Source organism: Neolewinella xylanilytica (genome assembly GCF_002934605.1).
Taxonomy (GTDB): Bacteria; Bacteroidota; Bacteroidia; order Chitinophagales; family Saprospiraceae; genus Neolewinella; species Neolewinella xylanilytica.
The window spans coordinates 59,199-78,930 of sequence record NZ_PTJC01000006.1; the positions used below are offsets into that span (position 1 = coordinate 59,199).

Below are 19,732 nucleotides of genomic sequence, written 5' to 3' on the forward strand. Positions count from 1 at the left end.
GTGGTGTTGTATAGGTGTTGTTGGGGTGATTTCATTGCTCCCGCGCCCCGCCGCAACCAAAATTTCCTCCGCCGGGTCTCAAATATCCAGGATGTATTCCGTCAGCCCGGTGTCCCGCTCCAGGCCCATTTTTTTTCGTAACCGGTACCGCTTTACCTCCACGCTGCGGGGGGAGATATTCAGCATCGGCGCGATCTCCTTGGAGCTGAGATTCAGGCGAAGGTAGGCGCAAAGCTTCAGGTCGTTGGGGGTAAGATCGGGATGCCGCTCCTTTACCTTTTTGAAGAAGTCACGGTCCGCGTTTTCGAAGGCATCCCGGAACAGTTCCCAGGTTTCCGCCTCGTCGATGTTGCGGTCGATGGTCTTGACCACTTCCCGGATGTTTTTCTGCGGATCGCGGCTGGCCAGCAGTTCATCCTTGATTTGCTGAAGGAGCTCGTTCTTCTTCACGAGGTTCATGGTGGAGAGGGCGGCCTCCCGGTTCTTGGCCTCGATGTCCTCTTGCAGTCGCTCGTTGTTGAGTCGGGCCACTTCGAGCTCGGCCTGTCGCTGCCGGGCGGCCATCGCACGTTCTTTTTCCACCTGCCAGAGCCGTTGCTTTTTTCGGTAATACCCGGTATAGGAGCGGTGGAGCAGGAAGGTGAGGGCCGCGGCCCCGAGCAGGTATAGCAGGATCGCCGGGTAGGAGGCATACCAGGGGCGGGCAACGGTGAAGGGGTACGCCACGGTATTCTCCGACATCCGCCGGCCGAGCACCGAACGGGCCTCCAGTACGTAATTGCCGTAGCTCAGGGTGGGAAAGCGCAGGGTAGTTTCCTCCGTCCACTCGCTCCAGGTATCGGTCAGGCCCCGCAAGCGGTACTGGTATTGGGGGTGAAAGTATTTGCTGTAATCCGGTACCGCCAGGGAGAACGCCAGGTTGCGCGCGGCGTACGGCACGCTGCCGCCACCGGTCAGGTCGAGGACTTGGGATGCTTCCTGTCCGGACTGGCTGCTCACGCCGGTGAGGTAGAGTTCGTGGCGTTGAAGGGGAACGGCGGCTCGGGCTAGCGTAAGGTAGCCGTCGGCCGTACCGATCAGCAGCGTGTCGCGGCCGATCGGAGTGATGTTTTCGTAGCCGAGGGGGGCGTCGATGAGGCCGGCCGCCAGGGCAATGTCCGCCCGCCCGAGCGATTCCCGCAACGCGCCCCGCTGGAAGTACCCCAATCCGTCCGCATGGACGAACCAAAGCCGCTCGTCGGTGGCGTTAAGCCGCCCGCTCACGTATCCTTCCCCGGTTACCTGCTCGCTTAGGTGGGGTGACCGGACGAAGCCCGACCGGAAATCGCGAAGCACGAAAATGCCCTCCCGTGAATAGTAGTAGACGCTGTCCTGGAAGGCAGCCAAGCCCGCATTCTTTCCCTTAGCGGGCTGTTCGTAGTGCTGCACGTCGGTCACCCGCCGGTAGTCGGGGTCGAGCCGCAGCCCGTACACGCCCCGGTACTCGTGGCTGACGTAGGCGTCGCCGCCCGGCCGCAGGACCAAATAGCGGGCCGACAGGTCGAAGCCCTCCACCGCGTTGCGCAGCCGCCACCCTTCCGGACCGCGTTCCAGCACCGAAAGGCCCCGGTAATTCCCCTGGAGCAGCCAATCCGGATGGCCGGGAACGGACTGGAAGGTCCAGGTTCCGGGCAGGTCGGCAATCAGTCGGGCGGTGCCCCCGGTGATCGCGAAGGTGCCGGAATCGTGACCGGCGAAGAGCTGGCCCCCGTAAGCGAACAGCGACCAGACCTGCCCCCGCGTTCCCGGGATCAGGGTGAATTCGCCCCCGGATTCCCGCACAAAGAGCCCCTGGTTACTTCCCAGGTAGAGGCGGCCGGCGTGCCTGGCCGCAGCGTAGACCGTTCCCACCCGACCGCTGCGGTCGGTGTACTTCCGGATGGGGGAAGGAAGGTTGATGCAGTTAAGCCCATTATCGGAGCCCGCCCACAGGTTGCTTTGGGCATCCTGGAAAAGCGACAGCACCGTGTTGTTGGTCAGTCCCTTTACCTGGTCGATGTGGTGCAGTAGGTTGCCCCCGTCGTCGGTCAGGTACAGCCCGTTGGAGATCGTGCCGAAGGCGTGGCCACCCCGCTGTAGGGCCAGGGCGCTGTAGATGCGTTTGCCGCGTAAAAACGGAAACCGATCCAGGGATTCCGGTCCGTCTTCCCCCAGCACGAAGGTGCCCGCGGTGTCGGTCTGGTACACTAGCTGGCCGTCTTCTTCCCAGAGGTGGACGATCGGTGCGCTGGCCGAACCGGGCGGGAGCAGGGTGCGGATCTGCCCACCTTCCAGGGCGTACAGTCCGCGTTCCGGCCCGGTAAAGTACAGGCCGTTGCGGAGCCGGAAGGTCTTGGTGATGCCGCCCCCGGGCCTGAGGACGACCAGTGCGCCGCTCTCGGGCCGGTACAGGAAAAACTGCTGAAGCGACTGAAAGATCACCGCCTCATCGTACACCAGGATGCTCCAGAATTGCTCGTCGGGCAGCAGTTGGGTGGCTACGCCTTCGGAGAGGCTCCGGTAAAGCAGGCGGCCGGTGGCTTCCCGTTCCCAGTAGCCAAATTCCATGTAACTGCCGGTATAGACCCGGTCGCCGACGGACAGCACGGACCGCAGAATGGACTCGTTCGGAGAAGGGTAGCGGTGCCACTGCGCGCCGTTATATTCCAACAGCCCGTCGTTATTAGCTACGTAGATGAAGCGGTCCTCGTCCTGGCCGACCATCCAGTTCTGGCTGCCGGCGCCGTAGGTCGCCGGCTCGAAACGAGTCACGGGGGGAAGTTCCTGGGCGGCGGCGCGCAGGTGAAATGCCAACAAAAGCAGGACCGGGCCTAGCAAACGAACGACTAACATAGGACGGGGAAGGTACAGTGATACGGAGTGGAATAGCGTCGTCGTGGCGGCCAAGTCGCCGGACGGCAGTCGTTGCGACCATTCCCGGCTTTTCAAGCCGGCGGCGGGGGAGGTTGATGGCAAGCATTCGCTAGTGTACCTTCCCGGTACTAAGTACGAACGGCAGGCAGTTGCGTTTAATCAATTCATACTACGAGCGGTCCCCTACGGCCCGTCACCGGTTCCAGGTCAAACTCGCCCTGTTCGCCCTGGTGCCCAACCTGATAATCAGCGGTGGTTTGTATTGGCTTTCCCCCGGGCTACTGGTGCTTTCCGTGCTGCTCATCGCCCTTACCCTTACCGTGGTGGCTCCCTTCTTTGACGTACCCGGCCTCGTCGAACGCGGCAAACTAACCTATTATTCGGCCTTGCTGCTGGGGGAGGAGCCGAAGCACGGACGGATGATTATACACGGGGGTACCCTGTTCGACTACTACTTCACGCTGGACCAGGCCGCCCCCGGTCATGATCGGACGCGGCAGGTACTGGCGGATCACCTACGGGGCCTGCTCGCCCTAATCCAAGCGCACGACGACGACCTCACGATCCGGGGAACGAGCTACATTATCGGCGAGCGTACGGCCGTTCGCATCGGGCTGAAAAAGGTGCCGACGGACTTCGTTCCGTACCTCATCTTGTTGTTCAACTACGTGAATTTGATGTTCGCCATGCGGCTGGTAAAGGGGCGCTGGGAGCTACCGGTACTGGGACGGGTACATACTTTTTCCGGCCGGGTCGGCGACGTACGGCGGCGTGCGGCGTACCTTCAGTCCCTGTTGCAACGACTTGAATCGCGTACCTGAACGGCCCCAACCCGGCGAACGGTACGCCACCGGGGCGGGCAAGTCGGTGGCTGCCGGCCTACCGAAGTAATATCCAGTTAATACGCCCGTGCCACCTTTGCGAACAATCCGGCCGGCACATCTCGACCGGTAAACCCGCACGAACCCTGGGCTTCTTCCGGATTCCGCAAACCTTATATATATGTATTTACGCACGCTGTATTTCGTCTTTCTGGCTTCTTTTCGGCTTTGCGGACAGGTGGGCACCGCCGATTACTATCCCCCCACCCCGGTACCCGACCGGATCATGCTGAACCTGACGGCCGCCCCGGCCACCAGTATGGCGGTGAACTGGCGGACTTCCTTGCCGGCGCAACAAACCTACGTCCAGGTCACGGAGGCGAACCCCGGCCCCGACCTGGAAGCAACCGCCCGGGTAATCGTCGGTAGCAGCGAGACCTTTATGAGCGACGTGAACGGTGCCCGGTATCATTCGGCCACGATGGATGGTCTGGCGCCCGGCACCCAGTATGCCTACCGGGTGGGCGACAGCCTGGAATGGAGCGAATGGAACCACTTTACCACGGCGGAAGCCGGGGAGGCGCCGCTGTCCTTCCTCTACTTCGGCGATGCCCAGAACGATATCAAGAGTCTGTGGTCACGGGCCATCCGGGGCGCCTACGCGAAAATGCCCGATGCCGATTTCCAATTGCACGCCGGGGACCTGATCAATCGCTCTACCCGCGACCACGAATGGGGCGAGTGGTTCTACGCCGGGGGGTGGATTTACGGGACGATGCCCAGCGTGGCTACCCCGGGAAACCACGAGTACGGGCGAAACCTGCTCGGCGACCAGGAGCTGTCTCCCCACTGGCGGCCGACCTTCAACCTGCCGGAGAATGGCCCCGAGGAATTTCCCGAAACGGCGTACTACGTCGACTACCAGGGCACCCGGGTGATCTCGCTCGACTCCCCGGCCTTTCTGCGCGACTCCACCGAGGCCCGGATTCAGATAGCGTGGTTGCGGAAGTTGCTGAGCGATAACCCCCATACCTGGACGGTCGTGACCATGCACCACCCGGTCTACTCCAGTAAGCTCGGTCGCGACAACACCGAACTCCGGGAAAACCTGCAACCGATCTTCGAGGAATTCGGGGTCGACCTAGTCCTACAGGGGCATGACCATACCTACGGCCGGGGGACGAACCTGCCGATCGGCTCTGGTAAGCAGCCCACGGTCGACGGGCCGATCTACGTGGTCAGCGTAAGCGGCCCGAAGATGTACGACCTGAGCATGGAGCCCTGGATGCAGCGCGGTGCCTCCAATACCCAACTCTACCAGCTCATCGAGATCGACGGTGACGTGCTGCAGTTCACCGCTTACACCGTCACCGGTGAAAAGTACGATGCCTTCGAGCTGCGGAAGCAGGCCGGTAACCAGCCGAACGTGTTCATCGACCGGGCACCCGTGGACGTGCCGGAGCGCCTGGCCCTGCCGCCCCGCTACGAGCAGGAGTACACCGACGAAGAGCGGGAGGCGTACCGGAACCGCTTCGAGGAATATGAGGCGCGGAAGAATTGATGCGGTTTCCGGAAGAACCGGGACTTTTGCCGCATACGATCACTACATAGCCTGCGTATGGATGTGACGATCAGACCGATGAAGCCGGACGACTGGCCGGCCGTGCGCGATATCTACCGACTGGGCATGGCCGCCGGCACCGCCACCTTCGAGGTGGAGCCTCCCTCCTGGGCGGATTGGAACGCTGACCATCACGACCGCTGCAGGCTCGTTGCCGAAGTGGCGGGCCGCCTGGTAGGCTGGCTGGCCCTCAAGCCGATTTCGAAGCGGGCCGCTTACCGCGGGGTCGCCGAGGGCAGCATTTACGTTCATCCGGAAGTCCGGCGTCAGGGGATTGCCGCGGGACTCATCCGTACCGCGGTGGGGGACGCCGAGGCGGCGGGAATCTATTCCGTGCAGGCTTCCGTCTTTCCCGAAAACCTTGCCAGCCTCGAGCTGCTGCAGCGGCACGGGTTTCGCCGCATCGGCTACCGGGAAAAGGTGGCGCGACGCGACGGCATATGGAAGGACAATGTGTTGCTCGAGCGGCGCAGCCAGCTGCCTGAGTTTCTCTGATGTATTGCTGATTACCCGTGGGCTTCGACCGCGCTGTGTCCCCGGGTGCAGGCAGGCGGGTGGTTCTGCGGGGTCGCGGAGCCCCAGCTCCGGGCACATGAACGCACGAGTTGAAATTCCGGGTAGCAGGGCGTATAGGTACGTACTTTATCGCTCGCTGCGCTCGCGACCCTGACGGAGCTGGAGCTCCGCCACCCCGATCAGGGGAGCAACAGGGTGATGGATTTGTGGTATCCGCGATGATGGATGTATCCGTAGCCATTGATGGTCCGGTCCCATACGGAAAGGTCGAAGGTATGGGCACAGCGTCGGGAGGTGGGATCCCCGGTTACCGTGGCTCCCCAGGGCGTGGACGGTACCAAAGCATTATTCAACCCGACCCAATTCCGGGCGGAGTTGGGAACATAAGTCGCTGAATCGATCGGTACCGAACGGTTGTCTCCCCACAGGGCATGCAGCTTCCAGCTTCGCAGGTGGCCCTCGGCGTCCCTGGCGGTGATCCGGAATTGAAACTGGTCCGTTTCCGTGTTCACGATGCCGCAAGTATTGATCTCCTCGTTGGTTCCGTCGGGCAACCGGTGGAGGATGTTGTCGATCGAGGCCTCCGGGAGCGTATTGTCGATGCGAACGGCTAAAGAAAAGGTTCCCATCGGACTGGCAGACGAAGCGGTGGCAAAGAGCTGGAAAGTAAGGGTGTGCATTCCGTTGGATATTCCCGCCGTATTGAGGCGATAGGCCAGCCAGGGGTTGTACCAAAGTGATCCGGGCCTGCGTATCCGGTAATAGCCGGAGGAGGTAGGGTTCACCGTCTGGCTATTGAACCGATTATTGGAAGCACTCCACTTCAGGTCGGTGAAGGACTGGCGCGGCTCGGCTCCGTCCACCAGCAGCTTGTAGTAGCGGGCGCCGTCGCTGTAGGCGCGCGTGTGATTAAGCAGGAGCGGTAGGGTACCGCCGAACGGACAATCCCTTACCTGGTAGAAATACTCCGGGTCACCGGTGGTATCCGCGTAGCCATCGGTAATGCGATCAGCCGGTACGTGTCCGATACCGAGAAATATCGGCCCCGTGGGCGTGAAAACGGAGGCGTCCGTATCCAGGCGGCTGATCTCTTCGTCGCAGCATACGTAGAGGCGGTAGGGGTTGATGACGGCTACGCTCGATGGGTTGTTGGGTACGTTGGCGATGTGGCGAACGACCGGACTGGCATCACTCAGGTCGAGGAGGGACACCTGATTGGCCGGGGTCCGCTGGGTGAAGAGCAGGCCGCCCTCACCGCCGTCCGACCAACTCAGGAAGAACGGGGCAACGAGACCGGTAGCCACGGTCGTCTTGGTGCCGGACTGCAGGTCAATGCGGCGAATCCGCCCACCGGCGGCGGGTTGTTCGCTGATGTAGGCATAGCGACTGTCGTCAGCCAGCACCAGACCAACGGCGTTCTCCAGGCCGGTAGCCACTACGGTATGACTGCCCGTGGCCAGATCGACGCGCAACAATCGACCGCCGGCCACAAACTCCGGTACGTAGGCGAAGCCCCGCAGTTCATCCAGGGCGATCTGGTGGGGAGCCGTGAAGCCGGAAGCCACCACCGTCGCGTCGGCCCGGTCCGCGTTCGCCAGATCGACCCGTAGGAAGTTTCCGTTTCGTTCGGTGACGTAGGCGTGGGTCCCCGTTTCACTCAGCGCAATGTCCTCGGGCTGGGTGTATCCGGTGCCGATCACCTGATAAGCACTGGGGATGCGGTAGGTCCGATAGCGAATGGTCATATCGTACCCGTACGTGATTACCTGGACCTTGGTGTAGTTCCCGGCGGTGGTACGTACGGCGAATACCGCTCCGTTCGTGAGCAGGTTGCTCGCGTTATTGTCAGCGTTAATGGGATTCGGGGAGTAAGTCAGTGAGGCGAGCTCGGCGGCCGAGAGACCGGCGTAACTCACGGCACCAAGGTAGGCCAGCTGCGCACCGTTCCGGGGCTCCATTTGTCGCTCCACCGAGGTTTGCTGTCGCCAGAAGATGTCGTTCCCGGCATCGCTGGTCCCGGTATCGAGGTTGAGGGAAAAGGTGCCGTCGATGGTTTGGGAATCGCTGCTGCGGACCATCACCGCGGAGGGGGGCGTAAGGTCGAGACGGGAAAGCTTACCGTCGAATTCGGTAAAGTAAAGGCGGTTGCGGTCCCGGTCGAAAGCGGAGCCAATAGCGCCGCCGAGCCCGGTGATGACGGGAATGGGGGTTATCATGATCGTAAGGGTGTGTGAAGCGTAAGGAAGTGTGTTGTATCTGGTTTATGACCGAAGCAGTTGCCTCGTTACGTTTCCCTCCGAACTTTACCCTTCTATGGGCTTGACCGCGAACAAAGTCCCGGCTCACTTCATATGGGAGTGTCTTTTCACCAAATCGCTTCTTCGTGTCCCGACCGCTGTATTCCGCTCCGGAATTTTCCCTTCATCCCGATCGAATCGTCCAGGGAGACATTCACGCGGAGGTGCTTTCCCCCACGCATCTTCGTTCCAACTACGGCGAAACCATTCACGACGACCGCGATCCCCGCACCGAATGGACGATGGCCAGCGATATCCCCACCGGCCCGAACTACGCATCCGATCAGCCCATCGTGGACGCCCTGTTCAATCTGGCGAAGGAAGAAGCCCACCGCAATGTGGAAGGCGACGGCACCCTGCGCACCGGCGCCAAATGGTCGGGTGTATGGACGCGGGACGTGAGCTACAGCGCCCTGCTGGCTTTCGCGATCCATAATCCCGAGGCCGTCAAGGCCAGCCTGCGGGCCAAGGTGAAACGCGGTCGCATCGTACAGGACACCGGATCGGGCGGCGCCTGGCCGGTCTCTTCCGATCGCACCACCTGGGTACTCGCCGCCTGGGAAGTGCACCAAGTAACGGGAGAGCGGGCCTGGTTGGAGGAAATCTTCCCCATCATCACCGCCACCCTGGACGACGACCGAAAGACGCTCGCCGACCCCGAAACCGGTCTTTACCGGGGCGAGTCGTCCTTCCTCGACTGGCGGGAACAGACCTACCCGCGGTGGATGGACAACACCGATATCTACGAATCCCTCTGCCTGGGGACCAACGCCGTTCACTACCGCGCGCATCGGATTGCGGCGGAGATGGCGGACCTACTCGGGCAGGATGGGGAAGCATACCGTTCCGTCGCCGCTACCCTGAAGCAGGCCATCAACGACCGACTCTGGCTGCTGGACAAGGGCTACTACGGGCAGTACCTCTACGGACGGGACCACATGCTCGTATCGCCGCGCTTCGAGGCGTTGGGGGAAGCATTATGCATCCTACTTGACATAGCCGATGCGGAGCAGGCCGCCACCATTATGGAACGTGCTCCGCTCACCCCCTTCGGCGTGTCGTGCATCTATCCCCAGATTCCCGACGTGCCCCCCTACCATAACAATGGCGTCTGGCCTTTCGTCCAGGGTTTTTGGAACCTTGCGGCTGCGCGGGCCGGAAACGGTGCGGCCCTGGAGCACGGTCTGGCCGCGATCTACCGTTCGGCCGGTCTTTACCTCAGCAACTACGAGAACCTCGTGACGGAAAGCGGGGGCGTCATGGGCACGGAGATCAATTCTCACCGGATGCTGTGGAGCATCGCGGCCAATCTGGCCATGGTGTACCGGGTCTTCATGGGGATGGAGTTCCGGGTGGACGGGCTGTATTTCTCCCCCTCGGTCCCCAAGGGTTACCGTGGCTCGCGGACACTCACCGATTTCCAATACCGGGGCGCAACGGTGACCATCAGCGTACATGGCTACGGGCAGCGGATCAAAGCCGTCAAGATCGACGGTGAACCGGTGGACGTCGCCTTCGTCGGGGCCGATGCCGTCGGGGACGTGGTGGTGGACATCGAATTGGAGAATAAGGATTTTGCCTACGACACTATCCACCGGGTCCAAAATCAGGCGTCACTTCCCACCCTCTGGGCGGGGCGGGTAGGCAACGTACTGCAGTGGAGCCGGGTGGTCGGGGCCGCCCATTACCATGTGTACCGCAATGAAGAACTCTTTTGCCAGACGTCGGAGAATAAATATACGGTCGATCCCACGGTCTACGCTTCTTACCAGGTAGCCGCTGTCGATGCAAACGGTCAGGAAGCCTTTGCCAGCCAGCCGGTGCTGGTGACGCCGGAGGTATTCGTCTTCCAGGCCGAAGCTTACGCGCCGGCCGCAAAGGTGGAGGAGAAGTGCGAAAATTATACCGGAAAGGGCTTCATCGAATTGATGCTATCCCACAACCGGCAAGTAAAATGGACCGTCGATGTGGCAAAGGGGGGGGCTTATTTGATCGATTTCCGTTTTGCCAATGGCAGCGGGCCGGTAAATACCGACAACAAATGCGCCATCCGTAGCCTGACGGTCAACGATCACTACACCGGCACGGTGGTCTTCCCCCAACGGGGAGCGGGCGACTGGTCGAAGTGGGGGCACACCAATGCCCACCGTGTAAACCTCCCGGAGGGAAAGCACACCATCCTGCTGCACTTCGAAGACTGGAACCATAATATGGACGGGGAGGTGAACCGGGCGTTTGTGGATTACATGCGGTTGACATTGGTAGAAAGCTAAGGTCCCTGGAAGCGCCTCTTTCCTGCGCTCCGGCGCAAAATGATGAAATGTTTCCAACCCGTCAACCAGACGATCCGGACAAACCGTAGCGTGCCATATCTTAGCCGGCATGCTAAGAATTGTTATTTCGACCTTTATAATTATTCTTCCCTACCTACTGGTAGCGCAGGCGGACGACTGCACCTGGACCGCTGACAACGGGAACGGCACCTTTACCAATCCCATCTTCCACGATGAATTTTCGGATCCGGACATGATCCGCGTGGGTAACGATTATTATCTCACGGGCACCACCATGCACGCGATGCCGGGTCTGCCGGTGCTGCACTCCCGCGACCTGGTCAACTGGGAATTGCTGACCTACGCCGCCGAGCGACTGGACGAAGGGCCCGCCTTCCGGCTCGAGGACGGACGCGACATCTACGGCCAAGGCTTTTGGGCGCCCTGCTTTCGCTACCACGAGGGGACCTTCTACATCTTCAGCAACGTCAACGGAGTGGGTACCCAGGTCTTCACCGCCACCGACCCGGCCGGGCCGTGGAAGCAGCAGCAGATGCGGGCCGACCTCCACGATCTGACGGTACTGTTTGACGACGACGGGAAGAAGTATGCGGTGTGGGGCTACGACGAGGTGAAGATGGTACAGCTCACCGACGACCTGCTCGACGTGGTGCCCGGTACCGAACGGGTGATTGTCCCCCGTGGTAGCGGTGCCGGCGAAGGAAGTCATATTTACAAGATCGACGGCAAGTACTACATCACGAATACGAACTACGAGCCGATGTGCTACCAGGTGTGCCTGCGCGCCGACGAGCCCTACGGACCCTATGAGATCAACGTGATCAGCGCCGAGTCGAATATGGGCGTCGGGCAGCGGGCGCGCGTCTTCAACACCCGGGGCGAGGCACCCTACGACGTGGTGCGCTACGACGAGAACTACGTGGGCTGCATCCCCATGCACCAGGGAGGTATCGTCGAGACCCAGTCCGGCGAGTGGTGGGGGTGGTCCATGCTGGACTACAACTCGGTAGGCCGGGTAACCGGATTATCGCCAGTAACCTGGCAGGATGGCTGGCCCTACTTCGGCCTACCGGGTAACCTCACCCGTACGCCCCGCAGCTGGGTAAAACCGAATACGGGCGTGACCGTAGAGCCCTCGGCTCCCTTCGTGCGCGACGATGACTTCAGCGGCCCCGAGCTGGAGGAGATCTGGCAGTGGAACCACGTGCCAGTGGGAGATAAGTGGTCCCTTTCGGAACGCCCGGGCTTTCTGCGCCTGCACGCCCTCCCGGCGGAGAATTTCTGGCGGGCAAAGAATTCACTTACGCAGCGGGGGATCGGCCCGGAATCCATCGCTACCACCCGCGTCGAACTGGGCGGACTGGAGAATGGCGATGTGGCCGGACTAGCCCTGCTAAACCTGCCGTACGCCTGGCTGGGAGTCGTACAGGAGGAAGAAGGACGCACCCTACGCTACTTCAATCAGCAAACCGACGAGACGACCGATGTCGAGCTGGAGGAGGACGCCATCTGGCTACGTACCCACGCCAACTTCGATACCGACACCGCTTTCTTTAGCTACAGCCTAGACGGAGAAAGCTTCACCGATATCGGCGCGCCGGTCCACATGCCCTACCAGCTGCGCACCTTTCAGGGGGTCCGGTATACGCTGTTCAACTACCATACTTCCGGGTCGGCAGGTGGTTTCGCTGACTTCGACCTCTTTGAGGTGGAAGAGCCGCGGTGTATGGGGCTGACCCGGCCCATCCCCCACGACCAAGTAATCCAACTGACCAGCCTGGCGGATAGCAGCGTGCTCACTTCCTGGCGTAATTTTTTGCGGCCGGTCGGGGAGAGTAGCCCCGCCGCGGCGGATAGCCTTTCCCACTTCCGTGTACTGGAGCGCGGCCCGGGCCGGGTGGCACTGCAGTCGATAGCGACTGGCCGCTACGTGACGGTCAAGAACAACGGGGGGCTGGCGGAGGTCCGCCTTGAGGAAACGGAGTCCGGTGATGCCTCGACCTTCCAGTGGATCGACATGCTGCAGGGCGACCTGATGCTGATGTCATTAACTAACCACCGCTACCTCTCCGTCGACCCCGGCCAGGGCAGTCTGTGCTCGGCCGATGCCCGGGATGCGCGGCCCGACCGCCGGGGGGGCGCCTGTTTCCGCTGGGAACTGGTGAAACAGTAGGGGGCAATGTTCAACAAGCGTTCCTGCATACCAAGTCATTTACTCCTCATCGGTATCTTGATTACGTTGCAGGCCTGTAGCGGGGGATCGGAGGCGGTCGCCGACCGGGTGTCTTTTGGTACGGGCCCACCCGAGCCGCTCAGTGGCATCACCGGCGACTTGCAGGGCACTTGGCGCAGCGCGGACGATTCGCTGCATACTCTGCTCTTCGACAACACCTGGATGGTGATGGCCTACGAGGGGGAGACAGCGGGCGAAGCGGAAAGCTTCGTAGTGGGCCCGACCTGTCCGGACGCCCCCGATTCCGGTGTCACCGACAACGAAAGCCGCTACCTCAGCGTGCCCGTGGCCAACCGGTGCTACTACATCATCGAGCTGACCGACACCAGCCTGGCGATGAGCTACGTAGGGCGCGGTAATACGCTGCGGTACGTCCGCTAATATCCCACGGGGTCCGGCGGAACGGATCGGGAGCAGTCCACAAACGCCGCTTTTTTCGGTTATGTGAGCAAAGCGATCGATTCATGCGTAGAATAATCCTGATTTGCCTCACCTTGCTGATGACCGTTGCCTGTGGAGAGGTTTCCGAGACCGTGCGGGAAGCCGAAGCGGGTATGGAGTCCAAAACGAATACCGTTGGAGAGTTGCAGGGCACCTGGAAGAACGAAGACAGTATCTTGGAGACCATCCGGTTCGAGGGGAATATGATGATCCGCCAGCGCAAGGGCGAACCCGACGAGCACAGCGAGAACTTCGTGGTGGGCCGTACCTGTCCCGGCGTATCCGATGCCGTGGAGCCGACGGGGGATGGGCGCTACCTGGCCATACCCGATACCGATCGCTGCTATTTGATTTCCAAGCTTACGGAGGAGCGGTTGGAGATGAGCCTGGTGGGGCAGGGCGATAAGCTGCGGCTGGTGCGGGTGGAAGCGGGGTAGGAAGAACGATGTTTGAAGTTTGCGGTACAACGTACAAGGGAGCTACCGTCCCCATAGCTATCGGGACTCGCCTGCGGCTCGCGGTTTGTGAAACACAGATTTCACAGATCTAGGGCACGGATAGCCACGGATTGGCTGCGCCGCTACTTCGTGGTTTCCTGCATGGCTGCGCGCAAGTTTAGGTCCTTCTTTCCTCCGCGGTAAATCCTCCATCGCGCAGCGACTTCTACTTTCCCCTTCGTGATTCCTCGGTGAAGCTCTCTATGGGGCCGGTGCATTAGATCCCTGGCGCTTGGCTGCTCTCATGGGAAACAGGAATTTGGCTAATCCGGGGCACGGATGGTCAGCGATGTTCTCACATGGCCCTGTGAAACCCGTCGGCTTGGCGCATTTGCAAAGCGTTGTCTGATCGGTGCCAAGCCAGGTATGGGCAATGGACAGACGATTAAACCGGTTATCATACTCCTTGCATGTCGTATAGCGCCTGTGGAAGCCTCTTCCGGAGGATCAGAAAAAATAATATGTACCGATTAATAGCATTCGCGTTGTTGGCACTTGTAGCCTGTCAAAAAGAGGTCCCGGTTCCCGAAGGGGAGGGAACGCGTCCAGGGGGAGGCGAAACCCCGACCGTCTGTCGCATCCTGGAGACCTACGTGAATGTACCAACCGGATATACTGATACAAGCAAGGTCGAGGTGGATACGCTCTCCCATACGTACAGCGACGACGGTCGGCTGTTATTTGCGGAGTTGTCAGGTAGTGGAACCGTAACCTTTCACTACAACCAGGCGCGGATTGACTCGGCTTCGTATCGCTACCCCACCTACGGAATCAATTTTAAAGGGATATACCGTTACGACGAGGAAGGCAGACTAGCGGAGGTCCGCTACCCGAACTGGTATACATCCCTCCGTAAAAAAGAGAGCCGCCTGGAAATTGATAGTTTCTATTATGCCACCGACGGACAACCCACTGGAATGTCGACCTGGGCGGAAGTCAGCGATCACATAACGGAAGGGTACCTTCCGGTTGTAGAGCGTGAATTCCGCTACGATCAGGGGGGAAATATCGATACGATTATCGCTAAGGAATATTACAGTACCCCCAACTTCGGGTGGGTAGCCAATACCCGCGTCACGGCTCGAGCAGGATTTACCGACCACCGCAATTTACTGTATGAGTCTCCCGAGCGTGACTTCTATATTCCCTCCCTCTCGCCCTACTTGCACGAACGCGAAGAATCGATGGTGACGGATCCGTGGGGCAATTCCAAAGGCGGTCACGTGGCGGAATTCATTTTCACGCCAGCGTACATCATACCCGAGGGGTACTATACCTGGTCACGGCCCTACATCTGCTTCTAAGGGACACTTGCTCCCCGCGCTCCGGCGCAAAACCAACTCCCCGCTCCGCCGTTACGCCGATATGGAAGAGCTAAAAAACTTCAGCGTAACCGCCGAGCGGCTCCAGCAACTCAACGACAAGGAACTAAAGGAGGGCGGCAAATACGTAGTCTACTGGATGCAGGAGAGTATGCGCGCCTACGAGAATCCCGCACTGGAGTACGCCATCCGCTGGGCGAATGACCTGGATACCTACTGCGTGGTGGTCTTTACGCTCATCGACGACTTTCCCGAGGCGAACCTGCGGCACTATAAGTTCCTGATCGAGGGGCTGAAGGAGGCGGCCGACCGCATAACGGAGCGGGGCATCAAGTTCATCCTGCTGCACGGTCCGCGGGCGGAAAAGATTGCCGGCTTCGTGAAGGAGAATGATGTCTGTGCGGTGGTCACCGACCGGGCCTATACCCGCCACGAGCGTAAGTGGCGCTCCGACGCCGCCGACAAGCTGGAAGTTCCCCTAGTGCAGGTAGAAGGTAATGTGGTCGTACCCGTGGAAACCGCCAGCGACAAACAAGAGTACGCCGCCCGTACCATTCGCAAAAAGATCATGGGGAAGGTGGAAGCATTCAGCCAGGAAGTCACCGAAACGAAGCCTGATAAGCCGAGCAAGCGGGTGCACCTGAGCGGGGACATGGAGCTGAACAGCGTGAGCGGGGTGCTCGATCAGCTCAAAGTGGACCGCGGGGTGAAGCCGCTGGACGAGTTTGTAGGTGGCACCAGCGAAGCCCGTAAACACCTAACCGCCTTTCTGCGCAGCGACCTGAAGGGCTACGCCGACGGTCGCCTGGAGCCCGCCGAGGACGCCACCAGCCACATCAGTCCCTACCTGCACTTCGGGCACATCAGCCCCTGCGAGATCTACCGCAAGGTCAACGACTCCAGCGCCCCGAAAAGCGATCGCGAGGGCTACATCGAGGAACTGGTCGTGCGCCGCGAGCTGGCCCACAACTTCGTCTGGTACGCCCCCGACACCTACGATAGCCTGGAGGCCGTGCCCGACTGGGCGCAGGAAACCATGGAAAAGCACGAGAGCGATAAGCGGCCCCACCACTACACCCGCGAGGAACTGGAAAACGGCAAGACCGACGACGAGGCCTGGAACGCCGCGATGAAGGAGATGCGCGAGCGCGGCTTCCTGCCCAACTACATGCGCATGTACTGGGGGAAGCAGATCATCACCTACACCAATACCTACCAGTACGCCTACGAAACCACGCTCTACCTGAATAATAAGTACTTCATGGACGGCCGGGACCCGAACAGCTACACCAACGTGTTGTGGCTCTTCGGGCTGCACGACCGCGGCTGGACGGAGCGGGACGTGTTCGGTAAGCTGCGGACGATGACCCGCGGCGGGCTCGATCGCAAGTACGACGTCGAGGCCTACATCGAGCGGGTGAAGGGATAGCCGCGAACTACCGTGCGGCTTCGCCGGCCGGCTTGGGCTTCGGGCGGTTCGTCGGCTCGGCCACTTCTTCGAGCAGCCGCAGCACCTTGGCGGTATTGTCCATCTGGGCGGAGGAGATGGCCAGGTAGCTCTCGGTGGCCCGTTGGTGCGCCCGGAGGATGGTGTCCGCGTCGGTAGCCGAATTATAGAGTACGGCGTACACCTGCTGGTTGATTTGGTGGATGGCCGATTTGTCCACCAGGTCGTTGAACCAGGCCAGGACGCCGATGGTCAGTTGGGCGTAGTTGGACCGGCTGTCCTGCACCTTGAGCGGCGGATCCGAAATGAACAGCGCCACGATACTCGCCATGCCGAAGGTGCCGAAGGCGACACTCAGCACCTCCTGCCCCCGGGTGCCGAAGTAAATGGCCACGACGATCAGGGCGAACCCCAAGCAAAAGGTCAAACCGAACATCCAGCGCGCGAGCCCCTGCACGCTCCGGCTTTCTTCCATGGTATCCTTTAAGGATGCCTTGAGATCCTTGATCAGGTCGAAGGTCCCGATGGCGGATTCTTCCTGCAACCGGGTTAGTTGGCGTTGCGTGCTTTTTTCGTGCTCGGCCAGTGCCGCCAGCCGGCCGTGGATCAACTCCGCCTGGTTAATTTCCGCTTCGCTGAAACCGAACTGCTGTAAGCCGCTACGGTCGAAGGCCGCCCGGTGGTCGAGTAAGTGGGTAAACAGGCTGCCGGCCTGTAGCACGTTGGAAGGCGTAGCGTTCATGGCGAAGTGTCGGATGAGGCCAATAAGATACGGGATGGGTGTCCGAACATGCAAGTTTCTAATAACGCCCTTTTACTGTCAGCACCAAAGGAAAAGCGAGCCCGACATTGGCCGGACACCGAAATTCGGCTAGACGGCATCTTTCGTGCATGTCCCGGCCACCATTGATTTCCTTCATCTTCACCTCCGCCCTTATCACTGGAAGTTTGGTTACGCTATTACGCGATTTCGAAGCGCCTATGCTGCGGCAATTGCCCGCACCTTATTGCGGATTCATTGATGTCACGGTGAAGGATGGTTACCGCTATGAGCAATTCGTTAGCAGCATACGGTACATCATGGAGCCCGGCGATATTCTGGTAGGATTTCTAGAATCCGGTATGTGGTGCCCCTACCCTGAACTATATGCAGACGGACGGGAGGTAGAACCCTTTGAATTGCTGGCCGGACCGTATATCATCAACTACGTGTATACGACAGGCAACGCCGAACACGTGACGGCCCGGTATATTTCCCAGTTTTGCGATACGGTGGCCATTGAGTTGGAGCCATACCGGTTCAGCAAGCTCGTCATCAACCCGAAGACTCTCAACCGATTGGCGGGCTACCGGGAAGTTTCCCGTTCGGAAGCGCTTGGACTGGAGGAAGAATTTGCCGTGACTTCCCATAGTATGGGATGCTTTGGAGGGAGATCCGAAGAACTCTTTGTAATCCAGGAAACGGAGGGGAATGCCCAATTACGCTATCGCAGCTATAACTTGGATACTACGCTGACCCTGGTAGGCGCATTCTCTGCTTACCGGGACCAACTCCAATCGGGCATTGAACAGGTCACGAAGGCAAGCGATGGCTGTACCACTACCTTCTACTACGATATTAAAGTCCAAGACCGTATTCTTCGCTTAATGGATGGCAGTTGTCAAGGCTCTGATCTGGAACGATTGCTGTTCAATTTGCGCAGTCAGGCACAGGTAGGCCGCTACGACCATTAATAGAAGAGCAGGTCCGACACGCCGGACCTGCTCTGCCAATTACGGTAAAAGACGTACGGCCTACAGCGACTTAGCCGCGTCCGTAAGTTGCTTACCGAGGGTTTTGATCTTCTCGGCGGTAGCTCCTTCGGCCTGACTGGCGACGGCGGTAGTTTTCTTGCCGAGGGAAGTCAGTGCTTTTTTAAGCTGGGCGGGTGTGTAGTCGTTCTCTTCCAGCAGATCGCCCAATTCCTCCAGCTCGTCGGCGATTTGGATCAGGTCCTCATCCTCGGAATCACCGAGGGCATCGACCCAGCTATTGATGCTACGGGTAGCACCGGTTTTGGCCTTTTCGAGGCCCTGGTCGAGGGATTTAATAGTTGAATCGAGGTGGGCATTTTCACTAGCCATGGTATTCGTAGTTTGGTTTCCTAGCTAATACAATTTGCCGCCAAACGTTCCAAAATCGACCTCCATTGTGAAAATAATTATCGCCGGGTGGCGGATACGCTCACTTGGACAATGGAATATTTTCGACGGCAACGAAAAAGGCTACTCCACGCCCTCCGTTTCGTCTACCGTGTTGATGAAATTCACCACGCCGGCGAAGTAGCGCTCCTGGTCATCGTACATCGCCATGTGGCTGCCGTCCGGCAGGTAGAGGTAGTGGCCGTTGGGAAATTGCTCGGCCATCCATTCCATATGCTCGGGATCCATGGTGTCGTGCTCGGCACCGATGACGAGGGTAGGTACCTCGATGTCGTCCAGGTCGCCGCTACGGTCCCAGTCGGCCAGGCTGGCGCTCGGGTGAATACCGAACTCGCTAGGCCCCTGCATGGCGAGGTACACGTCGTAGTTCACGTGCTCCATTCCGCGTAGCGCCGGTTCGGGCCACTCGTCCACCGGCATGCGTAGGACGTGCTCGGTGTAGTAATTTTTCATCAGCAGTTCGGTGTACCGTGGATTGCCGTAATCCTCCGCGGCTTCGAGGTCCTGAATCTCCTTCAGCACGCCCGGGTCGAGCTGGGGGCCGAGTACCTCCTGGGCGTAGCGATTGTAATCGGGAATGCTGGACATCATATTGGATACGATCAGTCCCTTCAGGGCATCCGGATGAGCGAACGCGTATTCCAGCGCCAGGATGCCGCCCCAGCTGTGGCCGAGCAAATAAAAATTATCGGCGTCCATCCCCAGTGCCTGGCGGACTTGCTCCACCTCGCTCACGAAGCGGTCGATGGTCCACAGGGTAGATTCGCCGGGATGGTCGCTTCGTCCGCTTTCCAACTGGTCGTAATAGTAGTACTCGATGCCGGCACCAGGGAAGTAGCTATCCGCCGCCTCAAAATATTCGTGGGTATTGCCGGGGCCGCCGTGCAGCAGCAGCACCTTCTTACGCGGGCTGTTGCCCACCCGCTTGGTCCAGACCCGGAATTCCCCGGACGGCGTATTCACGGGGATCATCCGTACGCCGCCGGACACGACGTCTTCGCGGCCAGTCTGGTCGAAATAGGCCGCTTCCGCCGTGGGTGAAGGGGTTTCGGGCGCCGGGGCGCAGGTGCAGAGCAACACCACCAACGGAAGGTAAATTCGGAACATAACCGGAAGTTAGGGGCAGGCCGCTTCGGAAATTCATCCACC

Annotated in this window: 15 protein-coding genes; 10 read left to right on the top strand and 5 right to left on the bottom strand. The window is 60.0% G+C overall.

The genetic code is table 11. The features are described 5' to 3' along the window. Positions 1–78: 78 nt before the first annotated feature. Positions 79–2,871, bottom strand: a complete 2,793-nt coding sequence (locus tag CLV84_RS09615) for a helix-turn-helix and ligand-binding sensor domain-containing protein (protein ID WP_104419583.1) — start codon at positions 2,869–2,871, stop codon at positions 79–81. Positions 2,872–3,041: 170 nt separating this feature from the next. Here CLV84_RS09615 and CLV84_RS09620 point away from each other — a divergent pair, with 170 nt between their 5' ends. The 3 genes from CLV84_RS09620 to CLV84_RS09630 all read left to right on the top strand — a co-directional run bounded on the left by CLV84_RS09620 (position 3,042) and on the right by CLV84_RS09630 (position 5,829). Further along, positions 3,042–3,713, top strand: coding sequence for a hypothetical protein (locus CLV84_RS09620; RefSeq protein ID WP_104419584.1), 672 nt, complete (start codon positions 3,042–3,044; stop codon positions 3,711–3,713). 181 nt (positions 3,714–3,894) lie between these two features. Continuing rightward, entirely contained in the window at positions 3,895–5,274 is a 1,380-nt protein-coding gene (locus CLV84_RS09625) for a purple acid phosphatase family protein (RefSeq protein ID WP_104419585.1), read from the top strand. Positions 5,275–5,331: 57 nt separating this feature from the next. After that, positions 5,332–5,829, top strand: coding sequence for a GNAT family N-acetyltransferase (locus CLV84_RS09630; RefSeq protein WP_104419586.1), 498 nt, complete (start codon positions 5,332–5,334; stop codon positions 5,827–5,829). Positions 5,830–6,029: 200 nt separating this feature from the next. On the opposite strand, the gene CLV84_RS09635 is transcribed toward CLV84_RS09630, so the two are convergent. Further along, the gene (locus CLV84_RS09635) at positions 6,030–8,066 is read right to left on the bottom strand and encodes a YncE family protein (protein WP_104419587.1); all 2,037 of its coding nucleotides are present in this window, start codon (positions 8,064–8,066) and stop codon (positions 6,030–6,032) included. A 167-nt stretch (positions 8,067–8,233) separates the two neighbouring features. Between CLV84_RS09635 and CLV84_RS09640 the strand changes: the two genes are divergently transcribed. From CLV84_RS09640 to CLV84_RS09665, 6 genes are all read left to right on the top strand, one after another. Then, on the top strand, positions 8,234–10,420 hold the full coding sequence (locus CLV84_RS09640; protein ID WP_104419588.1) for an alpha-L-rhamnosidase-related protein: 2,187 nt from the start codon (positions 8,234–8,236) through the stop codon (positions 10,418–10,420). 109 nt (positions 10,421–10,529) lie between these two features. After that, positions 10,530–12,614 (top strand): glycoside hydrolase family 43 protein, encoded by a 2,085-nt coding sequence (locus tag CLV84_RS09645; protein WP_104419589.1) that lies wholly within the window; start codon positions 10,530–10,532, stop codon positions 12,612–12,614. A gap of 6 nt (positions 12,615–12,620) precedes the next feature. Further along, positions 12,621–13,055: a hypothetical protein gene (locus tag CLV84_RS09650; protein WP_146088768.1), complete on the top strand. Its 435-nt coding sequence runs from the start codon at positions 12,621–12,623 to the stop codon at positions 13,053–13,055. An 83-nt stretch (positions 13,056–13,138) separates the two neighbouring features. Beyond that, complete coding sequence (locus CLV84_RS09655; protein WP_146088769.1) at positions 13,139–13,552, top strand: hypothetical protein; 414 nt, start codon at positions 13,139–13,141, stop codon at positions 13,550–13,552. A 695-nt stretch (positions 13,553–14,247) separates the two neighbouring features. Then, positions 14,248–14,916 (top strand): hypothetical protein, encoded by a 669-nt coding sequence (locus CLV84_RS09660; RefSeq protein ID WP_170067648.1) that lies wholly within the window; start codon positions 14,248–14,250, stop codon positions 14,914–14,916. A gap of 61 nt (positions 14,917–14,977) precedes the next feature. Further along, positions 14,978–16,363 carry a deoxyribodipyrimidine photo-lyase gene (locus tag CLV84_RS09665; protein WP_104421155.1) on the top strand — a complete coding sequence of 462 codons (1,386 nt, stop codon included), beginning with the start codon at positions 14,978–14,980 and terminating at the stop codon, positions 16,361–16,363. Between the two features lie 7 nt (positions 16,364–16,370). Here CLV84_RS09665 and CLV84_RS09670 read toward each other — a convergent pair whose 3' ends face one another. Further along, complete coding sequence (locus CLV84_RS09670; RefSeq protein WP_104419593.1) at positions 16,371–17,123, bottom strand: hypothetical protein; 753 nt, start codon at positions 17,121–17,123, stop codon at positions 16,371–16,373. Between the two features lie 149 nt (positions 17,124–17,272). Here CLV84_RS09670 and CLV84_RS09675 point away from each other — a divergent pair, with 149 nt between their 5' ends. Continuing rightward, a complete protein-coding gene (locus CLV84_RS09675) occupies positions 17,273–18,115 on the top strand; it encodes a hypothetical protein (RefSeq protein WP_146088771.1) in 843 nt (280 codons plus the stop codon). A gap of 60 nt (positions 18,116–18,175) precedes the next feature. On the opposite strand, the gene CLV84_RS09680 is transcribed toward CLV84_RS09675, so the two are convergent. Together CLV84_RS09680 and CLV84_RS09685 are read right to left on the bottom strand one after the other, a co-directional pair. Further along, positions 18,176–18,505, bottom strand: coding sequence for a hypothetical protein (locus CLV84_RS09680; protein WP_104419595.1), 330 nt, complete (start codon positions 18,503–18,505; stop codon positions 18,176–18,178). Positions 18,506–18,646: 141 nt separating this feature from the next. Further along, entirely contained in the window at positions 18,647–19,690 is a 1,044-nt protein-coding gene (locus CLV84_RS09685; RefSeq protein WP_104419596.1) for a proline iminopeptidase-family hydrolase, read from the bottom strand. Positions 19,691–19,732: the final 42 nt, after the last annotated feature.